This is a genomic window from Bradyrhizobium sp. DOA9 (assembly GCF_000617845.2).
In the GTDB taxonomy this organism is placed as follows: domain Bacteria; phylum Pseudomonadota; class Alphaproteobacteria; order Rhizobiales; family Xanthobacteraceae; genus Bradyrhizobium.
The window spans coordinates 1,685,231-1,705,037 of record NZ_DF820425.1; the positions used below are offsets into that span (position 1 = coordinate 1,685,231).

Sequence of the window (19,807 nt, forward strand, 5' to 3'; positions counted from 1 at the left end):
TCTTTAGGAGTCAGACTTCGGACGCTGTCCGAGGAAGAAGGACGAGGACTTCAGCGGCGTGAACGACGGCCGCTTCAGGCCGGCACCCAGGAGCGGCGCGGTGTCGACGGGGGCTGTGATGGACGCGGTGGTCTTGCCCTGCGGCGCATCCGGCGTGCAGGTGCCGGCGACGAAGCTCGGCTCGGGTCCGAGCACCGTGCCGCGGCGGGCATACTTGTCGTAGGTGAGCGGCAGCGTGTTGTTGAGACCCTGATGGCCGGCGCCGCCCTTGGCGTCGATCGCCATCATCTCGCTCTGGCACATCTTGCCGGTCTCGACGCACATGTTGAGGATCAGGCGGTAGAGATCGGCATCGACGGTGCCCCAGCGCCGCACCGGCTCGTTCTGGCTGGGCTTCTCCAGCTGGAGATACTCAGTGCGGCCGAGCGAGCCGCTGGCGGATTTTGCCTGCGCGATCCAGGCGTCAAAGCCCTTGTCGTCGAGGCCTTGGAAATTGAAGTGCATGCCCGAGAAGCCGGCGCCGCTGTAGTTCGCCGAGAAGCCCTTGTAGGTCCCGGCGTGGTTGACGACGGCGTGGAGCTTGGTCTCCATGCCGGGCATCGCGTAGATCTGGCCGGCGAGCGCGGGGATGTAGAACGAGTTCATCACCGAGGACGCGGTGATGCGGAAGGTGATCGGGCGATCGACCGGAGCTGCGAGCTCGTTGACGGTGGCGATGCCGTAATCCGGGTAGATGAAGAGCCATTTCCAGTCGAGCGCGACGACGTCGATCTCGAGCGGGGCCTTGGACTTGTCCACCGCGCGCTCGGCATGAATGCGGCCGAGGGTGCGGTAGGGGTCGAGCAGATGCGTGCCCATCCAGGTCAGCGCGCCCAGGCAAACGATGATCAGAAGCGGCGCCGACCAGATCACCAGCTCGAGCTTGGTCGAGTGATCCCATTCCGGCTCGTAGCGGGCTGAGGTGTTGGACTGGCGGTAGCGCCAGGCGAACAGCACCGTCAGCGCCATCACGGGGAGGACGATCAGGAGCATCAGGACGGTGGAGATGATGACGAGGTCGCGCTGTTGGGCAGCGATATCGCCGGCTGGCGCCAGCACGACGTAGTCGCAGCCGCTGAGCGCGGCAGCCAGAGGTAGTAGCGCCAGGATCTTGAGACGAGACACGGGCCGAGCCTTATGAGAATGAGTTTCCTTATGCCGGCCAACGGGTAGCTGCGGCGCAACAATCCGGACATTGGACAATTTGTCCAATGTTGCAGTGCGGGAGTTTGGGTCAGACAGGGCCGGATTGCCTGGCGCCCCGCCGGGCGGTCGGCTTTGGTTTTCAGGACGTTAAGGGCGCACGCATGGCGACGGCACAGACCCCCGCAATGGCAGACCTCCACTCGGGCGAACACGGCCACGACCAGGCCAGTCCCGGCGAGATCGCCATCGGCGTCATCATCGGCCGCACCTCGGAATTCTTCGACTTCTTCGTCTTCGCGATCGCCTCGGTGATCGTGTTCCCTCGCCTGGTCTTCCCGTTCGCAAGCGAGCTGACCGGCACCCTCTATTCCTTCATGATCTTCGCGCTGGCCTTCATGGCCCGTCCGATCGGCACCGTCATTTTCATGACGATCGACCGCGAATACGGCAAGACGGCCAAGCTGATCTCGGCGCTGTTCCTGCTCGGCACCGCCACCGTGGCGCTCGCGTTCCTGCCCGGCTATCAGGAGATCGGCGTCGCGGCGATCTGGCTGCTGGCGCTGGCGCGCATCGCGCAAGGCCTGGCCTGGGGCGGCGCGTGGGACGGCATGGCTTCGCTGCTGGCGCTGAATGCGCCGGCCTCCCAGCGCGGCTGGTACGCGATGGTGCCGCAGCTCGGCGCCCCGCTCGGTCTGATCGTGGCGAGCGCGCTGTTCGCCTATTTCGCCGGCCTGCTCTCGGCCGATGATTTCTTCGATTGGGGCTGGCGCTATCCGTTCTTCGTCGCCTTTGCCATCAACGTCGTCGCGCTGTTCGCGCGCCTGCGCATGGTCACCACGGAAGAATACGCGACGCTGTTCGAGACCCGCGAACTCCAGCCGGCGCGGATTTCCGAGACCGTCGCGCGCGAAGGCCAGAACATCATGCTCGGCGCATTCGCGCCGCTGGCGAGCTTTGCGCTGTTCCACATGGTCACGGTGTTTCCGCTGTCCTGGGTGTTCCTGTTCACCCGCGAGAGCCCGGTGCGCTTCCTGATCATCGAGATCGTCGCCGCGGTGTTCGGCGTCGCCGCGATCGTGGCCTCCGGCATCATCGCCGACCGCGTCGGCCGCAAATCGCTCCTGATGGGATCGGCCATCGCGATCGCGGTCTATAGCGGCTTCGCACCGCAGCTGCTCGACGCCGGCGCGTTCGGCGAGACCATCTACATGGTGATCGGCTTCATCCTGCTCGGCCTGTCGTTCGGCCAGTCCTCGGGTGCGATCGCCTCGAACTTCCGGCAGGCCTACCGTTACACGGCCTCGGCGCTGACCTCCGACATGGCCTGGCTGTTCGGCGCCGGCTTCGCTCCGCTGGTCGCGCTGCTGCTCGCCACCAATCTCGGCGTCATCGCCTCGGGTGCGTATCTGCTGTCGGGCGCGTTCTGGACCCTGCTCGCGCTCTGGCTCAGCGGCCAGCGCGAGGCGGGCGACATGGACGCCGGGCGCTGATCGCCCGGCGCATGCGGGTTGGGCAGCGGCGCTCCTCGCGCGGTGCCCATCTCACTCCTGCCGCTGGCTCAACAGCGCTTCGACATCCAGCCGCTTGGTGAACATCGCGAGCTTCCCATCGGGTCCGAACGGCCATTGCTCCCGCGGCTTGTCCCAATACAGCTCCACGCCGTTCTGGTCGGGATCGTGCAGGTAGAGCGCCTCGCTGACGCCGTGGTCGCTGGCGCCATCGAGCGCAATGCCGGCCGTGAGCACCCGATGCAGCGCATCCGCGAGCGCCTGGCGCGTCGGAAACAGGATCGCGGTGTGATAGAGCCCGGTCGTGCCTGGCGGCGGCGGCGAGCCGCCCTTGCTCTCCCAGGTGTTGAGCCCGATGTGGTGATGATAGCTGCCGGCCGAGATGAAGGCTGCGCCGGAGCCCATCCGCTGCATCAGCTCGAAGCCGAGCACGCCGCAATAGAAACCGAGCGCGCGATCGAGATCGGCGACCTTGAGATGGACATGGCCGATCCGGGTGCCGGCAGGAATGGCGGGGCTTTGCGACATGTGAATGCTCCGTTGGAAACATGCACGTAAGGCCGGCTTCGAGCCAGTGCTACGGCCAAACGCGAAACCCATCGTTTCCGAACGGGAAACCAACTGGGATCAATCAATGGTTTCGGTGTCAGCGCCGGGCGGAGGTCCACCTCTCCCCGCTGGGGAGAGGTGAACACCGACTGCACTCGCTCTAGCTAAGCTCCGACACTTCACCCTCAGGCAGCTCGAACGCGAACGTGTTCAGCGTCATCGACACCAGCGTGTAATAGCCGCACAGCCCGATCACCTCGACGACGCCGCGTTCGCCGAGCAGCTTCACGGCCTCGTCGTAGAGGCCCTTCTCGACGCCGTGGCCCTCGTGCAGCGATTTGGCGAGATCGTAGATCATCTTGCCCTTGGGATCGTCGAAATCGGGCGTGCGGCGGTCGCGGATCGCCGCGATGATCTCAGGTCTCATGCCGCCGGCGAGCGCCAGGCGCTTGTGCGCATACCATTCGTAATGCGCGGTCCAGTGCCGCGCCGTCACCAGGATCGCGATCTCCGAGAGCTTGGCCGGGAAGATGGTGTCGAAGCGCAGCACCTCGCCGAGCCGCGTCGCATGGCGCGCCATCTCGGGGCTGTCCAGCCAGGCCATCATCGGCGCCGGCGGCTTGCCGCGCTTGCCGGCGATCGACTCGTCATAGGTCTGCCGCTGGCTCTCGTTCATTTCGCCAGGCGAAAGAAGCTTTAGGCGCATTGTCGTTTCCTCTTTGTTTTCAAGGCTCGCCGTGGCGAGCACTATAACCGATAAGTGGTTGAATTCCGCGGGGGCTTGGCCCAGACTCGGCGACAACAATTCGAATTCTGGGTGATGGAAACGATCATGAGCGATTCTGAATCCGCCGACCTCTCGACATTCCGCGACGAGACCCGCGCCTGGCTGGAAGCCAATTGCCCGCCGGAGATGCGCAAGCCCGCAACGTCGGATGCCGACGTGTTCTGGGGCGGACGCAACGCGAAATTCTCGTCCGAGCCGCAGCGCATCTGGTTCGAGCGCATGCGCGACAAGGGCTGGACCGTGCCGGATTGGCCGAAGGAATATGGCGGCGGCGGCCTCAGCGCTGCCGAGCACAAGGTGCTGCGCGCGGAGATGGCGCGGATCGGCGCGCGGCCGCCGCTGTCGAGCTTCGGCATCTGGATGCTCGGGCCGGCGCTCTTGAAGTACGGCAATGAGGCGCAGAAAAAAGAGCATCTACCAAAAATCGCCGCGGGCGAGATCCGCTGGTGCCAGGGTTATTCCGAGCCGAATGCGGGCTCCGACCTCGCTTCGCTGCAGACCCGCGCCGAGACCGATGGCGACGACTTCATCATCAACGGACAGAAGATCTGGACGAGTTACGCCAATTACGCCGACTGGATCTTCTGCCTGGTGCGGACCGATCCCGCCGCGAAGAAGCATGACGGCATCAGCTTCATCCTGTTCGACATGACCTCGAAGGGCGTCTCGACCAAGCCGATCCTTCTGATCTCCGGCTACTCGCCGTTCTGCGAGACCTTCTTCGACAATGTCCGGGTGCCGAAGTCGCACGTCGTCGGCACCATCAATCGCGGCTGGGACGTCGCGAAATATCTGCTCCAGCACGAGCGCGCGATGATCTCGGGGATGGGCGAGCGCGGCGTCGGCCGGCCGCTCGGCCAGATCGCGGCCGATTCCGTCGGCACCGACGGGCAAGGCAGGCTCGACGATGCGATGCTGCGCGGCAAGATCGCGACGTTCGACGTCGATGAAGCCGCGCTGGCTGCCTGCGCCGAGCGCGCGATCGATCTCGCCAAGGCCGGGCAGGCGCATCCGGCGTTCTCATCGGCCATGAAATATTACGGCACCGAGCTCAACAAGCGCCGCCACGAGATCCTGATGTCGGCCGGCGGCGTCGATGCGCTGGAATGGGAGAGCGAACGCTCCAGGCAGGGCGCCCGCGCGCGCGCCTGGCTGCGCACCAAGGCCAACTCGATCGAGGGCGGCACCAGCGAGGTCATGCTGGGCATCGTCGCCAAGCGCATCCTGGACCTGCCGGGGGCGTAACTCGCCGTCGCTCCGGGGCACGCGGTAGCGCGAACCCGGAACCTCGAGATTCCGGATTCACGCTTCGCGTGGCCCCGGAATGACAGCAACAATCTGCATTTCACGCGATACCAGAGACTTTGCACATGGCCCTCGTCCTCACCGAAGAACAATCCATGCTCCGCGACTCCGCGCGCGGGCTGATCAGCGACAAGGCGCCGGTGTCGCACCTGCGGCACCTGCGCGACAGCAAGGACCCGACCGGATTCTCCAGGGAGCTCTGGCATGCCTTCGCCGAGATGGGGTTTGCCGGCTTGCTGGTGCCGGAAGAGTTCGGCGGCAGCGGACTCGGCTACGTCGAAGCCGGAATTATCATGGAGGAGATCGGCCGCACCTTGATGCCGTCGCCCTTCCTCGCGACCTCAGTGATGGCGGCATCAGTGCTGAGCCGCGGCGGCACTGCCGCGCAGAAACCGGAGTATCTGTCGAAGATCGCGAACGGCTCGCTGCTGGCGACGCTCGCGATCGACGAGGGCGCCAAGCATCGTCCGCTGCAGACCGGCTTAAGGGCCGTGCGCGCCGGCAACGGCTTCAAGCTCTCGGGCGCCAAGGCGCTGGTGGTCGACGGCCATGTCGCCGATCTCCTGATCGTCGCTGCACGCACCGCGGGCGCCGCCGGCGAGCGCGACGGCCTGACGCTGTTCCTGGTCGACCCCAAGGCCAAGGGCGTTGCGATCGAGCGCACCATCATGGTCGATGCGCACAATGCGGCGCGGATCGAATTCGCCAATGTCGAGGTCACCGCCGACAGCGTGCTCGGCGAGGTCGACCAGGCGGCCGGTCTGCTCGACGGCGTGCTCGATATCGGCCGCGGCGCGGTCGCCGCCGAAATGGTCGGCCTCAGCGACGAGGTGTTTGGCCGCACCGTCGAATATCTGAAGAGCCGCAAGCAATTCGGCAAGCTGATCGGCGAATTCCAGGCGCTGCAGCATCGCGCCGCCGAGCTCTATATCGACATCGAGATCACCCGCGCCGCCACCATGAAGGCGCTGCAGGCACTGGACGCCGACGTTGCCAAGGCCGCTTCAGCCGTCGCTGTCGCAAAAGCCCGCGCCGGCACCACCGCCACGCGCGCGGTGCAGGAAGGCGTGCAGATGCACGGCGGCATGGGCATGACCGACCAGTTCGACATCGGCTTCTTCATGAAGCGCGCGCGTGTCTGCGAGGAGCTGTTCGGCGATGCCAACTACCACACCGAGCAGCTGGCCAGGGCACGGGGGTATTGAGGGCGGGGGCAATCACGCGAACCGTCATGGCCGGGCTTGTCCCGGCCATCCACGTTCGTTGGTGCCTCGGAAACGTGGATGCCCGGGACAAGCCCGGGCATGACGATTGAGAGGGTGGCGAGCTACCGCGAGGAGACACCCCTTACCGCATCGGCGGTGCGTATTGCACGCCCCCCGCGTTCCACAGCTGGTTCATGCCGCGCGGGATCTTCAGCTTCGACTTCTCGCCGATGTTGCGATCGTACATCTCGCCGTAATTGCCGACGTGGCGGATGATGCGCGCGGCCCAGTCCTTGGTGAGGCCGAGCTGCTCGCCGTAGCGGCCTTCGGTGCCGACGAGGCGCATCACGTCCGGCTTCTTCGATTTCAGGGCCTCGTCGATGTTCTCCGAGGTCACGCCGAGCTCCTCGGCGTTGATCATGGCATAGAGCGTCCACTTCACGATCATCATCCAGTCGTCGTCGCGCTGGCGCACCACGGGGGCGAGCGGCTCCTTGGAGATCATGTCCGGCAGGATCATGTGGTCGCCGGGCTTCGTCAGATTCAGCCGCAGGGCATAGAGCTGGGAAACGTCCGCGGAGAACGTGTCGCACTTGCCGGTGTCGTAGGCCTTCACCACCTCGGCGAGGTTGTCGAACTTCATCTCTTCATACTTCATGTTGTTGACGCGGAAGTAATCGGCGACGTTGAGTGTCGTCGTGGTTCCGCTCTGCACGCAGACCTTGCTGCCTGTCAGGTCCAGCGATGTCTCCTTGTTGCGGGTGCGCGGCACCATGAAGCCGACGCCGTCGTAATAGGCCACGGCCGGAAAATACAAATCGTAGTCGAGCTCGCGCGCCATGCTCCACGTCGTGTTGCGCGAGAGGATGTCCACCTTGCGGCTCTGCAGCTCCTTGAAACGCTCGTTGGCGTCGAGCGGAATGAACTTCGCCTTGCTCGGGTCGTTGAAGATCGCAGCAGCCACCGCGCGGCAGAAATCGACGTCGAAGCCGGTCCAGTTCTTGTTGTCTTCCGAATACGAGAAGCCCGGCAGGCCCTTGTTGACGCCGCACAGCACCTCGCCGCGGCGAACCGTGCGCTTCAAGGTGCGGGTGTCGTAGAATTCATAGATGATGGCCAGGACGGCGACCAGCACGGCGACCGCGAGCCCGATCAGCAGGCCGCCACGAAAAGTGCGCATCATGTTGCTCTCTCGAAAGTATCGGAAAGGGAATGGGAGGAGGGGACGGAGCATGATCCCGAGGGATCATGCTCGAAGCTATGGCCGTTACAGCTCGGGCTTCTGCCGAATGACGACCTTGGTGCCGAGAGGGACGCGATCGTAGAGGTCGGCGACGTCGGCGTTGACCAGGCGGAAGCAGCCCGACGACACCTTGGTGCCGATCGTGTCGGGTCGGTTGGTGCCGTGGATGCGGTAGACCGTGGTGCCGAGATACATGGCGCGGGCGCCGAGCGGATTGCCCGGGCCGCCGGCCATGAAGCGCGGCAGATAGGGCTGGCGCTGGATCATCTCCGGCGGCGGCGTCCAGTCGGGCCACTCCTTCTTGTTGGTGATGGTCACCAGCCCCTGCCACTGGAATCCGTCGCGGCCGACGCCGATGCCGTAGCGGATGGCGCGCCCGCCGGGCTGGACCAAATAGAGGTGACGTTCGGCGGTCGATACGATGATCGTGCCCGGCGGCTCGGTGGTGCGGAAGTAGACCACCTGCTTCTGCCATTCCGGCTCGAGCTGGTATCCATCATCGGCGATCAGGCCCGGCTCGTCGCCGCGGTCCGGCTGCTGGGCGAAGGCGTGCGGCGTCGACAGGACCAGTCCCATCGCAGCCACGAAAATCCCGGTCAGGCGACGAAAATCCGTCATTTCAAGCTCTCCCCGCTGCCACAGCGCAAATCATTCGGAACCATCAAACCTGAGGGGCAAGTTCATGGCAAGTTGATGGCGTGCCGTCCTGGCATGTCACGAGAATGCTTTGGTTTTTTGACGTGGATCAACACCATGAACAGGGTGGGTTGGCGCGAAAAGCATAGGTGCCGCCGAACTGGCGGTCTGCTCCCTCCCCCGCTTGCGGGGGAGGGCTGGGGAGAGGGTGTCTCCGCGATGGGATTCCCCCAGAGGAGAGAACCCTCACCCGCCGCTACGCGGCGACCTCTCCCGCAAGCGGAAGAGGCGCAGACCGAATGTGCGGTGAGATCGAGGCCGACAATTTGCGCCGGCTAAATCTTGTTGCTCTCCGCCGCGATCCCGAGCCGCCGCACGATCTCGGCTCCCACGGCGCGGGCCTCGACCCGCGAGCCGATGCGGGGGCTGCGAAACCGTCGCCCCGAATGCAGCCGGATCACCACGATGCAATGCTCGTCCTCGGAACGGCCGCGGCGCTCGACCGTGATCGTTTTCACGTCGGGCCCGGCGATATGGTCGGCCCGCAGGCTGCCGTCGCCCCATAGACGCTCGACGCGAATATCGTTCGGCCCGATCAGCCAGAACGCGCCGGTCAAGAGGTTCGCATAGCGATAGACCGCGAACGCGGCGATCGCGCCCAGCGGCAGCAGCAGGATATCGACATGGCTCGGTGAGAGGCCGCGCCACAGTCTGTAGGCATAGGGGGCCGCGGACAGAGCCACCGCGATCAGTGCGACGATGCGGATCTCGCGTGCAGCAAATGCCTCGAGCGGCTCGCCGAGATGCATCTCGGGATTGCTGGCATCGAGCGGGTTGCTCGGTGCCTCCACGTTGGGAACGTCGAAATGCGCCGCGATCCACGCCACGGTGTCACGGACATGGGTGACGTCGGGTATCGGCGGCGAGGTCAGGCGCTCGCCCGAGGCCAGCGTGAAGACGAGCTGGAAGCGGGCCTTCACCCTCTTGCTGCCGGGGACCTGCAGCGCCGTGATCTCGTCCTTGCCGACGAGGCGCGTCTTGAGTTTTCCGAACGGCCGCTGCCGGCCGATCAGGATCTGGTCCGGCGTGATGATCCACACCACCGCCGGCGCCATCATGATGCCGACGACGAATCCGGCTCCCACCAGCAGCGCCACCGTCGAAATCGCGATTTCCAGGACGTCCTGCGTGAACAGTCCCGGCGTGAAGCAGAGCGCGACGGCAGCCGCAGAGCCGGCCACGACCAGCCGCTGCGCGATCGAGGAACCTTCACGAAGGCGGATGTCGGTGCTGGTGGTCGCGTCCATCGCGGGCGGCTGATTGCGTCGGTTGCGAAACTCCACGGACGGCGCCGTGGAGTCAAGCAACAAGGGCGGCAATTGCAGCCCGTCGCGCGATGGCCGTGCGGCGTCAGCTGCTCGCGTTCAGCAGCCTGGCCACCGTGCGATCGATCTCGTCATAGCGGCCTTCGCCGGCGTGCTGGAATACGATCTTGCCGCTCTGGTTGACGATGTATTGCGCCGGCCAATATTGATTGCGATAGGCGCTCCAGGTCTTGGACTCATTGTCCTGCGCCACCGGATAGGTGATGCCATGGCGCTTCAGCGCGGCCTGCACGTTGGCGGCCGAGCGCTCGAACGGGAATTCCGGCGTGTGCACGCCGACCACGACGAGGCCCCGATCCCGGTACTTGGCGTAGAGGCCGGTGACGTGCGGCAGCGTGTTGACGCAGTTGACGCAGCCATAGGTCCAGAAATTGACCAGCACGACCTTGCCGCGGAGATCGGCGATCTGAAGCGGCTTCGAGTTGAACCAGTTGGTGATGCCGGTGAAGTCGGGCGCGGCCTGCTGGTTCGCGGCGGCGGTGACGACAGGCGCGGCGCGTGCGGCCTCGTCGCAGATGCCGGGGATGACGGCGCCGGTCACTGTGATGCCGATCAGTGCAGCAGACATTGCGAGCAGCTTGAGAGTCATGGGCGAGTCCTCCAGTAAAGATGAGGGTGATCACAGGCCGATCTGGCCGGTGGGGTAGAAGCCGGTGAGCCACGCCACGATCAGCGTGTCGTATTGGAAATAGGCGGCGGCCGCGAAGCCGATCACGACCAAGCCGAAGCCCTGCTGGAGGCGTGGCGAGATGCGCGCGAGACTGCGCACGCGCGTGGTCGCGGCCTGTCCGCCATAGGCTATTCCCAGCATCGGGATCGCCGCGCCAATGGCATAGGCGACCAGCAGCGTGCCGGCCCAACCAAGACTCTTCGAGGTCGCCACCAGCGTCAGGATCGAGCCGAGCACCGGCCCTGCGCAGGGCGTCCAGACCAGGCCCAAGGTGGTGCCGAGGATCAGCCCACCGATTGCGCCCTCGCGCTGCGCGGCGCCGGTGTTGCCGAGACCGAGCCAGAAGTTGAGCCGGATCGACAGCCATTCGAACGGCGCCGGCCACAGCATCAGCAGGCCGAAGCCGAGCAGCAGGACCGCAGCCGCCTCGCGCAGCACGTTCGGATCGAAATCGAAGGCCTTCGTGATCGCGCCGAGCGCCAGCGCGACCGCAGAGAACGAGACGACGAAACCGAGCGCGATCATCGCGGGGCGCAGATGCCCCTCGCGCCCGATCGAGGCGCCGAGCAGAATCGGCAGCATCGGCAGCGTACAGGGCGCGGCGATGGTGAGGATGCCGGCGAGGAGAGCGAAGAGCAGGTCGAGCATCGTGGCACTCGTGAGGGCGGTCACGAGGGCTGTTCGGAATAGATGCGGCGTTCGTTACGACGCGTCACGGCTTCGTGACGGGGGCAATTCCTTCAAAGTCGTCATGCCCGGGCTTGTCCCGGGCATCCACGTTCTTAGCGCCGCGACGCAAGGCGTGGATGGCCGGGACAAGCCTGGACAAGCCCGGCCATGACGGTACGGAGGCCTCATGGTCCCCCAAATACAAAGCGACCCGGACGGGGCATCGTCCGGGTCGCTAGAGGTCTTGGGAGGTTTAACGAAACCGTATGAGAGCTTTATAGAGGGGAAGTTTTTCCGCCTGATGTTGTCGTTTGTTTCAATTGTTTCATCGGCGGTAACGCTTCCGTGTCTTGGGACAGAGCCAATGCTGAGGGCCTATCCCGTTGAAATCACTGTCCTTACGCTGCGAAACGGTCGACGCCGGCGCCCTTAAGCAAATCGGCGAGTTGCTTGCGGGCATAGAACATCCGCGTCTTCACCGTGCTCTGGGGGATGCCGATGATCTTGCCGACCTCCTCCACCGACTTCTCGTGGTAGTAGACGAGGTTGATGATCTCGCGGTGCGCCGGCGACAGCTTCTGCACGCAGGCCCGCAGGATGGCGCTGGTGTCGCTGCGGTCGAGCGAGGTCTCCGGCGTGTCGCAATCGTCCGGAATCTGACGCACGTCCTCCTGATCGATGTCCTCGAAGCGGCGCTGGCGCATCGCGGTCAGCGCCTTGAAGCGGGCGATCGAGAGCAGCCAGGTGGACACTTGCGAGCGGCCCTGGAACTGGCCTGCGGTCCGCCACACGTCCAGAAACACCTGGCTGACCAGATCTTCCGCCGTGGTGGCATCGCGCACGATGCGCAGGATGAAGCGGTACACCCGCACATTGTGCCGGCAGTACAGGATGTGCATGGCCGTCCGGTTGCCGTCGGCGATGCTTCCGAGAAGCATGTCGTCCGAGGTCGCCTGAGCGGCAATGATGCTCTGGCTGGCTTGGGCGTTGATGGCAATGACGTTCGGCATGGACTTGGCTCCCCGTAGCGCCGCAACCGAGCGGCGTTTCCTTGTGTCAAAGTGTTAATGAGCCAACGTTTCGGGACGTCTGCACGAAAAGCGGAAAATGGTTTCGTGCGCCGCCAAATTGTTTCGTCACAACCGCCGCGACGAAACATTCGGGGCAGAAAATCGTGTGATTTCAACGTACGGAAAATACGGGAGTGGGGATTCGGGGCGGACGGGGGCGCCGCGGAACGTATTTCGGGGGATTGCGTTTGGCGGTCCCGCACCCACCGCCGTCGTCCGGGGCGCGCGCAGTCAAGATGCCGGTCTCGTAGGGTGGGCAAAGGCGCAAAGCGCCGTGCCCACGATCTCTCGCGATTATCAACGGAATGGTGGGCACGCTTCGCTTTGCCCACCCTACAGCACTTCACCGTGCCGCTAGCCCCTACGCCTTCTCGCCCTGCGGCGAGAACAGATAGCCGCCGCCGCGGATGGTGCGGATCACGGCGGGCTTGGCCGGATCGGGCTCGATCTTGCGGCGGATGCGCATGATGCGCAGATCGACCGCGCGGTCGAAGGCTTCGGCGTCGCGGGCGTTGGCGAGCTCGAGCAGGCGCTCGCGCGACAGCACGCGCTTCGGGTTGGCCGCGAACACCTTCAAGAGCCCAAACTCGGATGCGGTCAGCGGGTGCTCGTTGCCCTCGTCGTCGCGCAAGGCCTGCGCTTCGAGGTCGAGCCATTTGGTGCCGAAGCGCACCAGCTGCTCCTTGTCCGACTTCGCAGCCGGCGCCTCCGCCGCCTTTGCAGGCCCACTCCGTCGCAGCACCGAGCGGATGCGCGCCATCAATTCGCGCAGCTCGCAGGGTTTTGCGACGTAATCGTCGGCGCCGAGCTCGAGGCCGACGACGCGGTCGATTGGGCTCGCCGTCGCCGTCAGCATGATCACGGGCACGTTGATGCGGCTCTTGAGGTCGCGGATGATCGAGAGCCCGTCTTCCTCGGGCATGTTGAGGTCGAGCACGACGAGATCGGGCATGCTGCCCTGGATCGCGGTGCGCAGGGACTTGCCGCCGTCGCACAGCGTCACGGTGAAGCCGTGCATCTTGAGGTAATCGCCGACCATCTCCCGGGCCGGGGCCTCGTCGTCGACGATCATGATGTGCTGGCTTTGAGTCATGGTCTTTGCATCACGGGCTTTGGCATCACGCCAATTCGGTCGCGGGGAGGGTGATGGTGAAGGTCGAGCCCTTGCCGGGGCCCTCGCTCTCGGCGGTCACCTCGCCGCCGTGCATGTCGATGATACGCTTGACGATGGACAGACCAAGTCCCGTCGAGCTCTCGCCGGCGGTCGGTTTGGCCGACAGCCGCTGGAACCGGCCGAACAGGCGGCCGAGATCCTCCGGCGAGAGGCCGGCGCCCTCGTCGCTGACGCTGACGATGGTATCGCTGCCCTCGTGGACCACGGTGACGTCGATCTTGCCGCCGATCGGCGAGTATTTGATGGCGTTGCTGATGAGGTTGTCGATCGCCTCGCGGATGCGGTCGGTGTCGCACATGGTGACGATGTTGGCCGGCGCCGTGACGCTGATCGCCTGCTGCTTGTTGACGGCGAGCGGCTGGTTGGCCTCGGCGACCTCCTTGACCAGGGCGGCGACGTCGACCGGCTCGCGGCGGATGGTGATGTCGAAGGCATCCGCCATCGCGTCCGAGATCAGATGATCGACCATCGTGGTGAGGCGCTTGGTGGCGTCGCGGATGTGGTCGACCTGGGCGACGACGCCGCTTTCCGAGGCGCCGGTCGAGATCAGCTCCTTGAGCATCTCGGTGCGGCCGAGAATGACGCCGAGCGGGTTCTTCAGGTCGTGCGCGACGGTGCCCAAAATCTCGTTCTTGAAGCCGTTGGCGCGCTGCAGGCGCAGCCATTGCGCCGAGAGGCGGCGGTTGGCCTGCATCAGCGCGCGGGTGCGCTGGGCGACGCGGTCCTCCAGCTGGGTGTTGGCGTCCTGCAGCTGCTGGTAGAGGATGACGTTGTCGAAGGCGATCGAGAGCCGGCTCGAGAAGATCTCGACCAGCGAGCGGTCGGTCTCCGACAGCTCGCGCTCGGCCTGCAGCAGCACCACGACCTCGCGGCCCGATCCGGTGCGCAGATAGATCACGCTGCGGTGGTCGGCGAACTCGTTCTTGCGGCGCTGGAACGCGGCCTCCACCATCTCGCGCAGCTCGGGGTCGAGCGCCTTCGACGACGTGGTGCCGATGAAGCGGCTGTAGCAGCCGCTGCCGGCGAGCACGGAGAGCTCGGGATCGTTGCCGCCATTGTCGCGCAGCACCAGGATGCCGGCGCAATCGACGTTGAGCAGCGAGGCGAGCTGGGTCAGGACGCCCTCGGCGAGCCGCTGCATCGACTTGAAGTCGTACAGCGTCGAGGCCGCGTCGATGATGATCTCCAGCCCGCGCCGCGTCTGCACCATGCGCTCGAGCTGCTGATAGGAGCGCAGCGCCGCGGTCAGCGAGGTGAACAGCTTGTCGGCGGTGAGCTCGGTCTTGGCCTTGTAGTCGTTGATGTCGTACTGCACGATGACGCGCCGCTCCGGCGCTTGGCCGGGCTGGCCGGTGCGCAGGATGATGCGCACGGTCTCGTTCTTAATCTCGTTGCGGATGAACTCGACCAGCTCGAGGCCGGCGACGTCGGTCTCCATGATGACGTCGAGCAGCACGGCGGCGACGTCGCGGTGCGCGGCCATCAGCTTGCGGCCTTCGGCCGCGGAATAGGCCGACAGGATCTCCAGGCTCTGGCCGTTCAGGCTGTAATCCGACAGCGCAAAGCGGGTGCCGTCATGCACGGCCGGATCGTCATCGATGACGGCGATCTTCCATTTGCGGGCGTTGCTATCCTCCGACGCGGTACCGGTATCGTCGATCAGGTGGAGGACATCGTCCTGTTCGGCCATTGCGAAGATCCGTCACTTTCTGTGCTTTGCGCGCCGCCCTTGGCGACGCGGGGCATGATAATGCGAAAAGTGGTGCCTTGTCCCAGCTTGGATTCCAGCATCATGCGGCCGCCGAGCTGCTGGGTGACGAGGTTATAGACGATATGAAGGCCAAGTCCCGTGCCGCCTTCATTGCGCCTTGTGGTAAAGAAAGGGTCAAAGGCCTGGCGCTGCACGTCCGGGGTCATGCCGGCCCCGTCGTCGGAGAAGCTGATCTCGATGTCCTCGGCCCCGCGCGGCCGCGCCGAGATCGCGATCCGGCCGGCGCGGCCGTCGGCGAAGGCGTGGTTGGCGGCGTTGAGGAAGAGGTTGGTCAGGATCTGGCCGTAGGAGCCGGGATAGCCGTCGAGCAGCAGTCCCTCGGGCACGTCGACCTCCAGCGTGATCGGCGAGCGCTTCAACACCGGCTTGAGGCTGGCGATGATCTGGTCGGTGGCTTCGCTCAGGGAGAACTGCCGCCGCTCGGCGTGGGAACGGTCGACCGCGACCTGCTTGAACGACTGGATCAGCTCGCCGGCGCGCTGGAGATTGGCGACGAGCTGCTGCGAGGCGTCGCGCGAGGATTGCACGAACTCCTCCAGCTGCGAGCGGCGCAGGCCGCCCTCGCCCTTGAGCTGGGCCTCGAAGATCTCGGTGCGCCGGGCAAAGCTCGAGGCCACCGTTAGGCTGATGCCGATCGGGTTGTTGACCTCGTGGGCGACGCCGGCAACGAGGCCGCCGAGCGCGGCCAGCCGCTCGGCGTCGATCAGGTTCTGCTGCGCGGTGTTGAGCTCGAGCAGGGCGCTCTCGGCCTTTTCCTTCGAGGCGCGCAGCTCGTCCTCGGTCCGGCGCTTGGCGATCGCGTTCTCGCGGAACACCTCCACCGCGCGCGCCATGGCCCCGACCTCGTCTCGCGCGCGCGTGCCCTGCACCTCGCGGTCGAGATCGCCGAGCGTGATCGCGCGCATCGCGGTCATGATCTGCTGCAGCGGCAGGCGGATCGACAGCGCGATCAGGACGCCCGCGGTGAGGATGATGCCGAGGAAGATCACCGCGATCGACAGCACCCGTCGGGAAATGTCCGCCAGCGTGCGGTCGAACGTCTCCTGCGCCTTCTGCTCGCGCTGGCGCATCTTGGTCGAGAGGTCGTCGATGGCGCCGATCGCCTCGGCCTGGCTGGCGTCGATGGTGTTGCGCAGCAGCTCGGTGCGGCTCGCAAGCTGCTCGGAGAGCTTTGCAAAGCCCTCGCGCAGCGCGGCGGTGCGGGCGCCGAGCCGCTGCAGCGCCATCTTCTGCAGGTCGTTGTCGGCGAGATCGATCATGACCGGGATGGTCCGCTCGATCGTCTCGGTGTTGCGGCGTGCGTCGTCGGCGGCGCCCGAGGACTGCGACAGATAATAGGAGTTGGCCGCCACCAGCATCGCGGTGAAGGCCTCGCGGGACTTGCCGAGCGAGGGCCAGATCAGCGCGTCGCGATGGCCGGTGGCGCCCTCGATGATGGAGTAGAGCCCGGCCATGTCCCTGGCCGGGCCCTGCACCTGCTCCTCATAGGTCTTGGCGATCGTGGCCTGCACGCTGCGCAGCTCGCCGAAGCCGTTGAGGAAGCGGTCGGTGGTGCGCTCGAGCTCCTCGACCGAGCCCGACAGCATCGGGTCCTTGGCGGCGCGACCCGTCAGCGTGCCCAGCACCGCCTCGCGCAGCAACAGGATTTCGGCGAACAGGTCCGGGCTCGGCTGGTTGATGTAGCGGTGGATCAGGTTCTGCAGCCGCCCGGTCTCGCTCTCGAGCAGCGCCAGGATCCGGTCGGACTCGCGCACCCGGCGCACGTCGTCCCAGGCCGAGCCCAGGACCTGCGCGCCGTTCCAGATCATCGCCACCAGCACCACGACCACGGCGGAGTTCAGGGCGGCGATCGACAGGATGCGCCAGCGGATCGGCACCGCCCGCAACAGGCCGACGATGCGCGCCCGCAGCTGCCCGAGCGGGCCGGGCGGCTTGTCCGCGTGTTCGCTATGTCCAAACGCAGCCAACAGGCCTCACTCCACCTTGCGAATGCGTTCGATCAGCGCGGCCGCCGCGGGATCACGTTCGGCCTTGGCGTAGATTGCGGCCATGGCGTCCTCGAACGGCTTGCGGTCGATGTCCTTGATGACGGTCACGCCGGCTTCCTGCGCCTGGCGCTGCGACTGCTCCTCGAGGTCGCGCCACTTCTCGCGCATGAACCGGCTGGAGCGCTGCGCGGCCTCCCTGAAGATCGTCTGCTCCTCCGCCGACAGGCTCTTCCAGGCCTTGAGCGAGATCACCAGCACCTCCGGGCTCATCGTGTGCTCGGTGAGCGTGTAATGGCCGGCATGCTTGTAATGGTTCGTGGTCACGAAGGATGGCCAGTTGTTTTCGGCGCCGTCGATCAGATGGTTGGCAAGCCCGGTGAGCACTTGCCCGTAGGGCAGCTCGACCGGTTCGGCGCCGAGCGCGCGCATCATCTGGCTCATCAACTCCGACTGCTGCACCCGGATCCGCAATCCCTTGAGATCCGTGATGGTCTTCACCGGGCGGACGCCGTTGTAGATCGACCGCGCGCCCGAATCGTAGAAGGCGAGCCCGACGAAGCCGTAGGGCTCGAAGCTGCCGAGGATCTCGTTGCCCACAGGTCCGTCCAGCACCTTCTGCATGTGCTCGATGGACCGGAACAGGAACGGCATGGCCAGCACGTTCATGGCCGGGACGAAATTGCCGATCAGCGCCACGTTGGTCCGGTTGAGGTCGATCGCACCGGCCCGGGTCTGCTCGATGGTCTCCTTTTCCTCGCCGAGCTGGCGGGAGTGGAACACCTTGATCTCGTGCCGGCCGCCGGTGCGCTCGGCGATCAGGGCGCCCATGTAGCGCAGCGCCTGGACGGTCGGGTAATTCTCGGTCTGGGTATCGGCGGCGCGAAATTCGCGCGCAACGGCGCCCGTCGCGCGCATGCCCGACGAGACTGCGGCAAGCAGAAGCGCGACGAAGATCACCCCGGTCCGCGAGAGTTCGGCACGGCTCAACACTGGCACACTCAACCCCTCAGTGGTGGAGTCTATGGCGGAAGCAAAAGGTTCAATGCAATCTAAAGCGTTTTCCGGCCAAGTGGATATACCGGTTCGCGTAAAGAAAACGCGTCAAATTGAGAATTCAACAGTCCCGTTCCGATCGGAACGGGCTCTGGCAGTGGGTCAGGGGACGGCCGCCTCCCTGGTTCCGGAGACCGATTGTGCGGTGCGGCCGGCGTTCATTCCCGGTTGAAACGGCCCATGCCGGGCCTTAAGCAGGGCGGCCGGCCTTCGCCGTGCATTCCGGGAAGAGCCATCGTGAGGTCCGCATTGCGCCTTTTGCAGCTCGTCGCCGCCTTCGCGGCCCTCTCATTGGCCGCCCCGGCGCGGGCGGCCACCGACATCGCGTGGTGGCACGCCATGTCCGGCGAGCTCGGCCGGCAGCTGGAAAAGCTCGCCGCCGACTTCAACGCATCGCAATCCGATTACCGCATCGTGCCCGTCTACAAGGGCAATTACACCGAGACGGTGACGGCCGCGATCTTCGCCTTCCGCTCGCGCAGCCAGCCCGCCATCGTCCAGGTCAACGAGGTCGCCACGGCGACAATGACCGCGGCCAAGGGCGCGATCTATCCGGTGTTCAGCCTGATGCGGGACCAGGGCGAGCCGTTCTCGCTGGGCGATTATCTGCCCGCGGTCTCCGGCTACTACACCGATGCGGCCGGCAATCTCTTGTCCTTCCCGTTCAATTCCTCGACGCCGATCCTCTACTACAACAAGAGCCTGTTCCGCGACGCCGGCCTCGATCCGGAGGCGCCGCCGAAGACCTGGCCGGAATTGGGGGCGGCCGCCAAGCGCCTGCGCGACCGCGGCGCGCCTTGCGGCTTCACCACGTCCTGGCCCTCCTGGGTTCATGTCGAGAATTTTTCGGCGTTCCACAATCTGCCGCTGGCCACCCGCACCAACGGCTTTGCAGGCCTCGATGCGGAATTGACCATCAACAATCCAATCGTGGTCAAGCACGTCGCCCAGCTTGCCGAGTGGCAAAAGGCAAAACTGTTCGACTACAGCGGCCGCGGGCAGTCGGCCGAGCCGCGATTCCAGAAAGGCGAGTGCGGCATCTTCATCGGCTCCTCGGCGACGCGCGCCGACATCAAGGCCAATTCGAAGTTCGAGATCGGCTATGGCATGATGCCCCATTGGCCCGACGCGAAGGGTGCGCCGCAGAACTCGATCATCGGCGGCGCCACGCTGTGGGTGCTGCGCGACCGCCCGCGCGAGGAATACAAGGGCGTGGCGCGGTTCTTCGCCTATCTGTCCCAGCCCGGCGTGCAGGCGGCCTGGCACCAGAACACCGGCTATCTGCCGGTGACCCGCGCCGCCTTCGAGCTGACGCGCTCGCAAGGCTTCTACGAGCGCAATCCGGGCTCGGCGATCTCGTTCGAGCAGATCACGCTCAATCCGCCGACGGAAAACTCCAAGGGCATCCGGCTCGGCTCCTTCGTCCTGATCCGCGGCGTGATCGAGGACGAGCTCGAGCAGGCCTTCGCCGGCCAAAAGACCGCGCAATCAGCGCTCGATTCCGCCGTCGAACGCGGCAACAAGCTCCTGCGCCAATTCGAGCGCGCGAGTCCGGAGCGGTAGGGATTGGATGTCGCTATCGCCGCAAGCGAGGTGCGCTCCCTAGTCC

General features: G+C 65.5%; 17 protein-coding genes. 4 read left to right on the top strand and 13 right to left on the bottom strand.

Annotated features, from left to right (window positions below; all coding sequences use genetic code 11):
* Positions 1–3: 3 nt before the first annotated feature.
* Positions 4–1,164: a ubiquinol oxidase subunit II gene (cyoA, locus tag BDOA9_RS07745; protein WP_025033372.1), complete on the bottom strand. Its 1,161-nt coding sequence runs from the start codon at positions 1,162–1,164 to the stop codon at positions 4–6.
* 182 nt (positions 1,165–1,346) lie between these two features.
* On the opposite strand from cyoA, the gene BDOA9_RS07750 reads away from it, so the two are divergent.
* Positions 1,347–2,675: an MFS transporter gene (locus tag BDOA9_RS07750; protein WP_025033373.1), complete on the top strand. Its 1,329-nt coding sequence runs from the start codon at positions 1,347–1,349 to the stop codon at positions 2,673–2,675.
* 51 nt (positions 2,676–2,726) lie between these two features.
* Here BDOA9_RS07750 and BDOA9_RS07755 read toward each other — a convergent pair whose 3' ends face one another.
* Entirely contained in the window at positions 2,727–3,221 is a 495-nt protein-coding gene (locus BDOA9_RS07755; protein ID WP_025033374.1) for a VOC family protein, read from the bottom strand.
* Positions 3,222–3,402: 181 nt separating this feature from the next.
* Positions 3,403–3,948: a carboxymuconolactone decarboxylase family protein gene (locus BDOA9_RS07760; protein ID WP_025033375.1), complete on the bottom strand. Its 546-nt coding sequence runs from the start codon at positions 3,946–3,948 to the stop codon at positions 3,403–3,405.
* A 126-nt stretch (positions 3,949–4,074) separates the two neighbouring features.
* On the opposite strand from BDOA9_RS07760, the gene BDOA9_RS07765 reads away from it, so the two are divergent.
* Both BDOA9_RS07765 and BDOA9_RS07770 read left to right on the top strand, forming a co-directional pair.
* Positions 4,075–5,274: an acyl-CoA dehydrogenase family protein gene (locus tag BDOA9_RS07765; protein WP_025033376.1), complete on the top strand. Its 1,200-nt coding sequence runs from the start codon at positions 4,075–4,077 to the stop codon at positions 5,272–5,274.
* 125 nt (positions 5,275–5,399) lie between these two features.
* Positions 5,400–6,539 carry an acyl-CoA dehydrogenase family protein gene (locus BDOA9_RS07770; protein WP_025033377.1) on the top strand — a complete coding sequence of 380 codons (1,140 nt, stop codon included), beginning with the start codon at positions 5,400–5,402 and terminating at the stop codon, positions 6,537–6,539.
* A gap of 142 nt (positions 6,540–6,681) precedes the next feature.
* Here the strand turns inward: BDOA9_RS07770 and BDOA9_RS07775 are convergent, their stop codons facing one another.
* The 10 genes from BDOA9_RS07775 to BDOA9_RS07820 all read right to left on the bottom strand — a co-directional run bounded on the left by BDOA9_RS07775 (position 6,682) and on the right by BDOA9_RS07820 (position 18,141).
* Positions 6,682–7,719 (bottom strand): amino acid ABC transporter substrate-binding protein, encoded by a 1,038-nt coding sequence (locus BDOA9_RS07775; RefSeq protein ID WP_025033378.1) that lies wholly within the window; start codon positions 7,717–7,719, stop codon positions 6,682–6,684.
* Positions 7,720–7,806: 87 nt separating this feature from the next.
* On the bottom strand, positions 7,807–8,400 hold the full coding sequence (locus BDOA9_RS07780) for a L,D-transpeptidase (RefSeq protein WP_025033379.1): 594 nt from the start codon (positions 8,398–8,400) through the stop codon (positions 7,807–7,809).
* Between the two features lie 353 nt (positions 8,401–8,753).
* The gene (locus BDOA9_RS07785) at positions 8,754–9,725 is read right to left on the bottom strand and encodes a hypothetical protein (protein ID WP_042335603.1); all 972 of its coding nucleotides are present in this window, start codon (positions 9,723–9,725) and stop codon (positions 8,754–8,756) included.
* Between the two features lie 103 nt (positions 9,726–9,828).
* Positions 9,829–10,392 carry a thioredoxin family protein gene (locus tag BDOA9_RS07790; RefSeq protein WP_025033381.1) on the bottom strand — a complete coding sequence of 188 codons (564 nt, stop codon included), beginning with the start codon at positions 10,390–10,392 and terminating at the stop codon, positions 9,829–9,831.
* A 30-nt stretch (positions 10,393–10,422) separates the two neighbouring features.
* Positions 10,423–11,121 carry a cytochrome c biogenesis CcdA family protein gene (locus tag BDOA9_RS07795; RefSeq protein WP_025033382.1) on the bottom strand — a complete coding sequence of 233 codons (699 nt, stop codon included), beginning with the start codon at positions 11,119–11,121 and terminating at the stop codon, positions 10,423–10,425.
* A gap of 419 nt (positions 11,122–11,540) precedes the next feature.
* Positions 11,541–12,152 carry a sigma-70 family RNA polymerase sigma factor gene (locus BDOA9_RS07800; protein ID WP_025033383.1) on the bottom strand — a complete coding sequence of 204 codons (612 nt, stop codon included), beginning with the start codon at positions 12,150–12,152 and terminating at the stop codon, positions 11,541–11,543.
* A gap of 421 nt (positions 12,153–12,573) precedes the next feature.
* Entirely contained in the window at positions 12,574–13,305 is a 732-nt protein-coding gene (locus BDOA9_RS07805; protein WP_025033384.1) for a response regulator, read from the bottom strand.
* Between the two features lie 25 nt (positions 13,306–13,330).
* Complete coding sequence (locus BDOA9_RS07810) at positions 13,331–15,076, bottom strand: ATP-binding response regulator (protein WP_025033385.1); 1,746 nt, start codon at positions 15,074–15,076, stop codon at positions 13,331–13,333.
* Positions 15,046–17,124 (bottom strand): sensor histidine kinase, encoded by a 2,079-nt coding sequence (locus BDOA9_RS07815; protein WP_025033386.1) that lies wholly within the window; start codon positions 17,122–17,124, stop codon positions 15,046–15,048. Before BDOA9_RS07815 ends, BDOA9_RS07810 begins: the two co-directional genes overlap by 31 nt.
* 6 nt (positions 17,125–17,130) lie before the next feature.
* Positions 17,131–18,141, bottom strand: coding sequence for a TRAP transporter substrate-binding protein (locus BDOA9_RS07820; protein WP_025033387.1), 1,011 nt, complete (start codon positions 18,139–18,141; stop codon positions 17,131–17,133).
* 237 nt (positions 18,142–18,378) lie between these two features.
* Here BDOA9_RS07820 and ugpB point away from each other — a divergent pair, with 237 nt between their 5' ends.
* Positions 18,379–19,761 (top strand): sn-glycerol-3-phosphate ABC transporter substrate-binding protein UgpB, encoded by a 1,383-nt coding sequence (gene ugpB, locus BDOA9_RS07825; RefSeq protein ID WP_042335607.1) that lies wholly within the window; start codon positions 18,379–18,381, stop codon positions 19,759–19,761.
* Positions 19,762–19,807 lie beyond the last annotated feature (46 nt).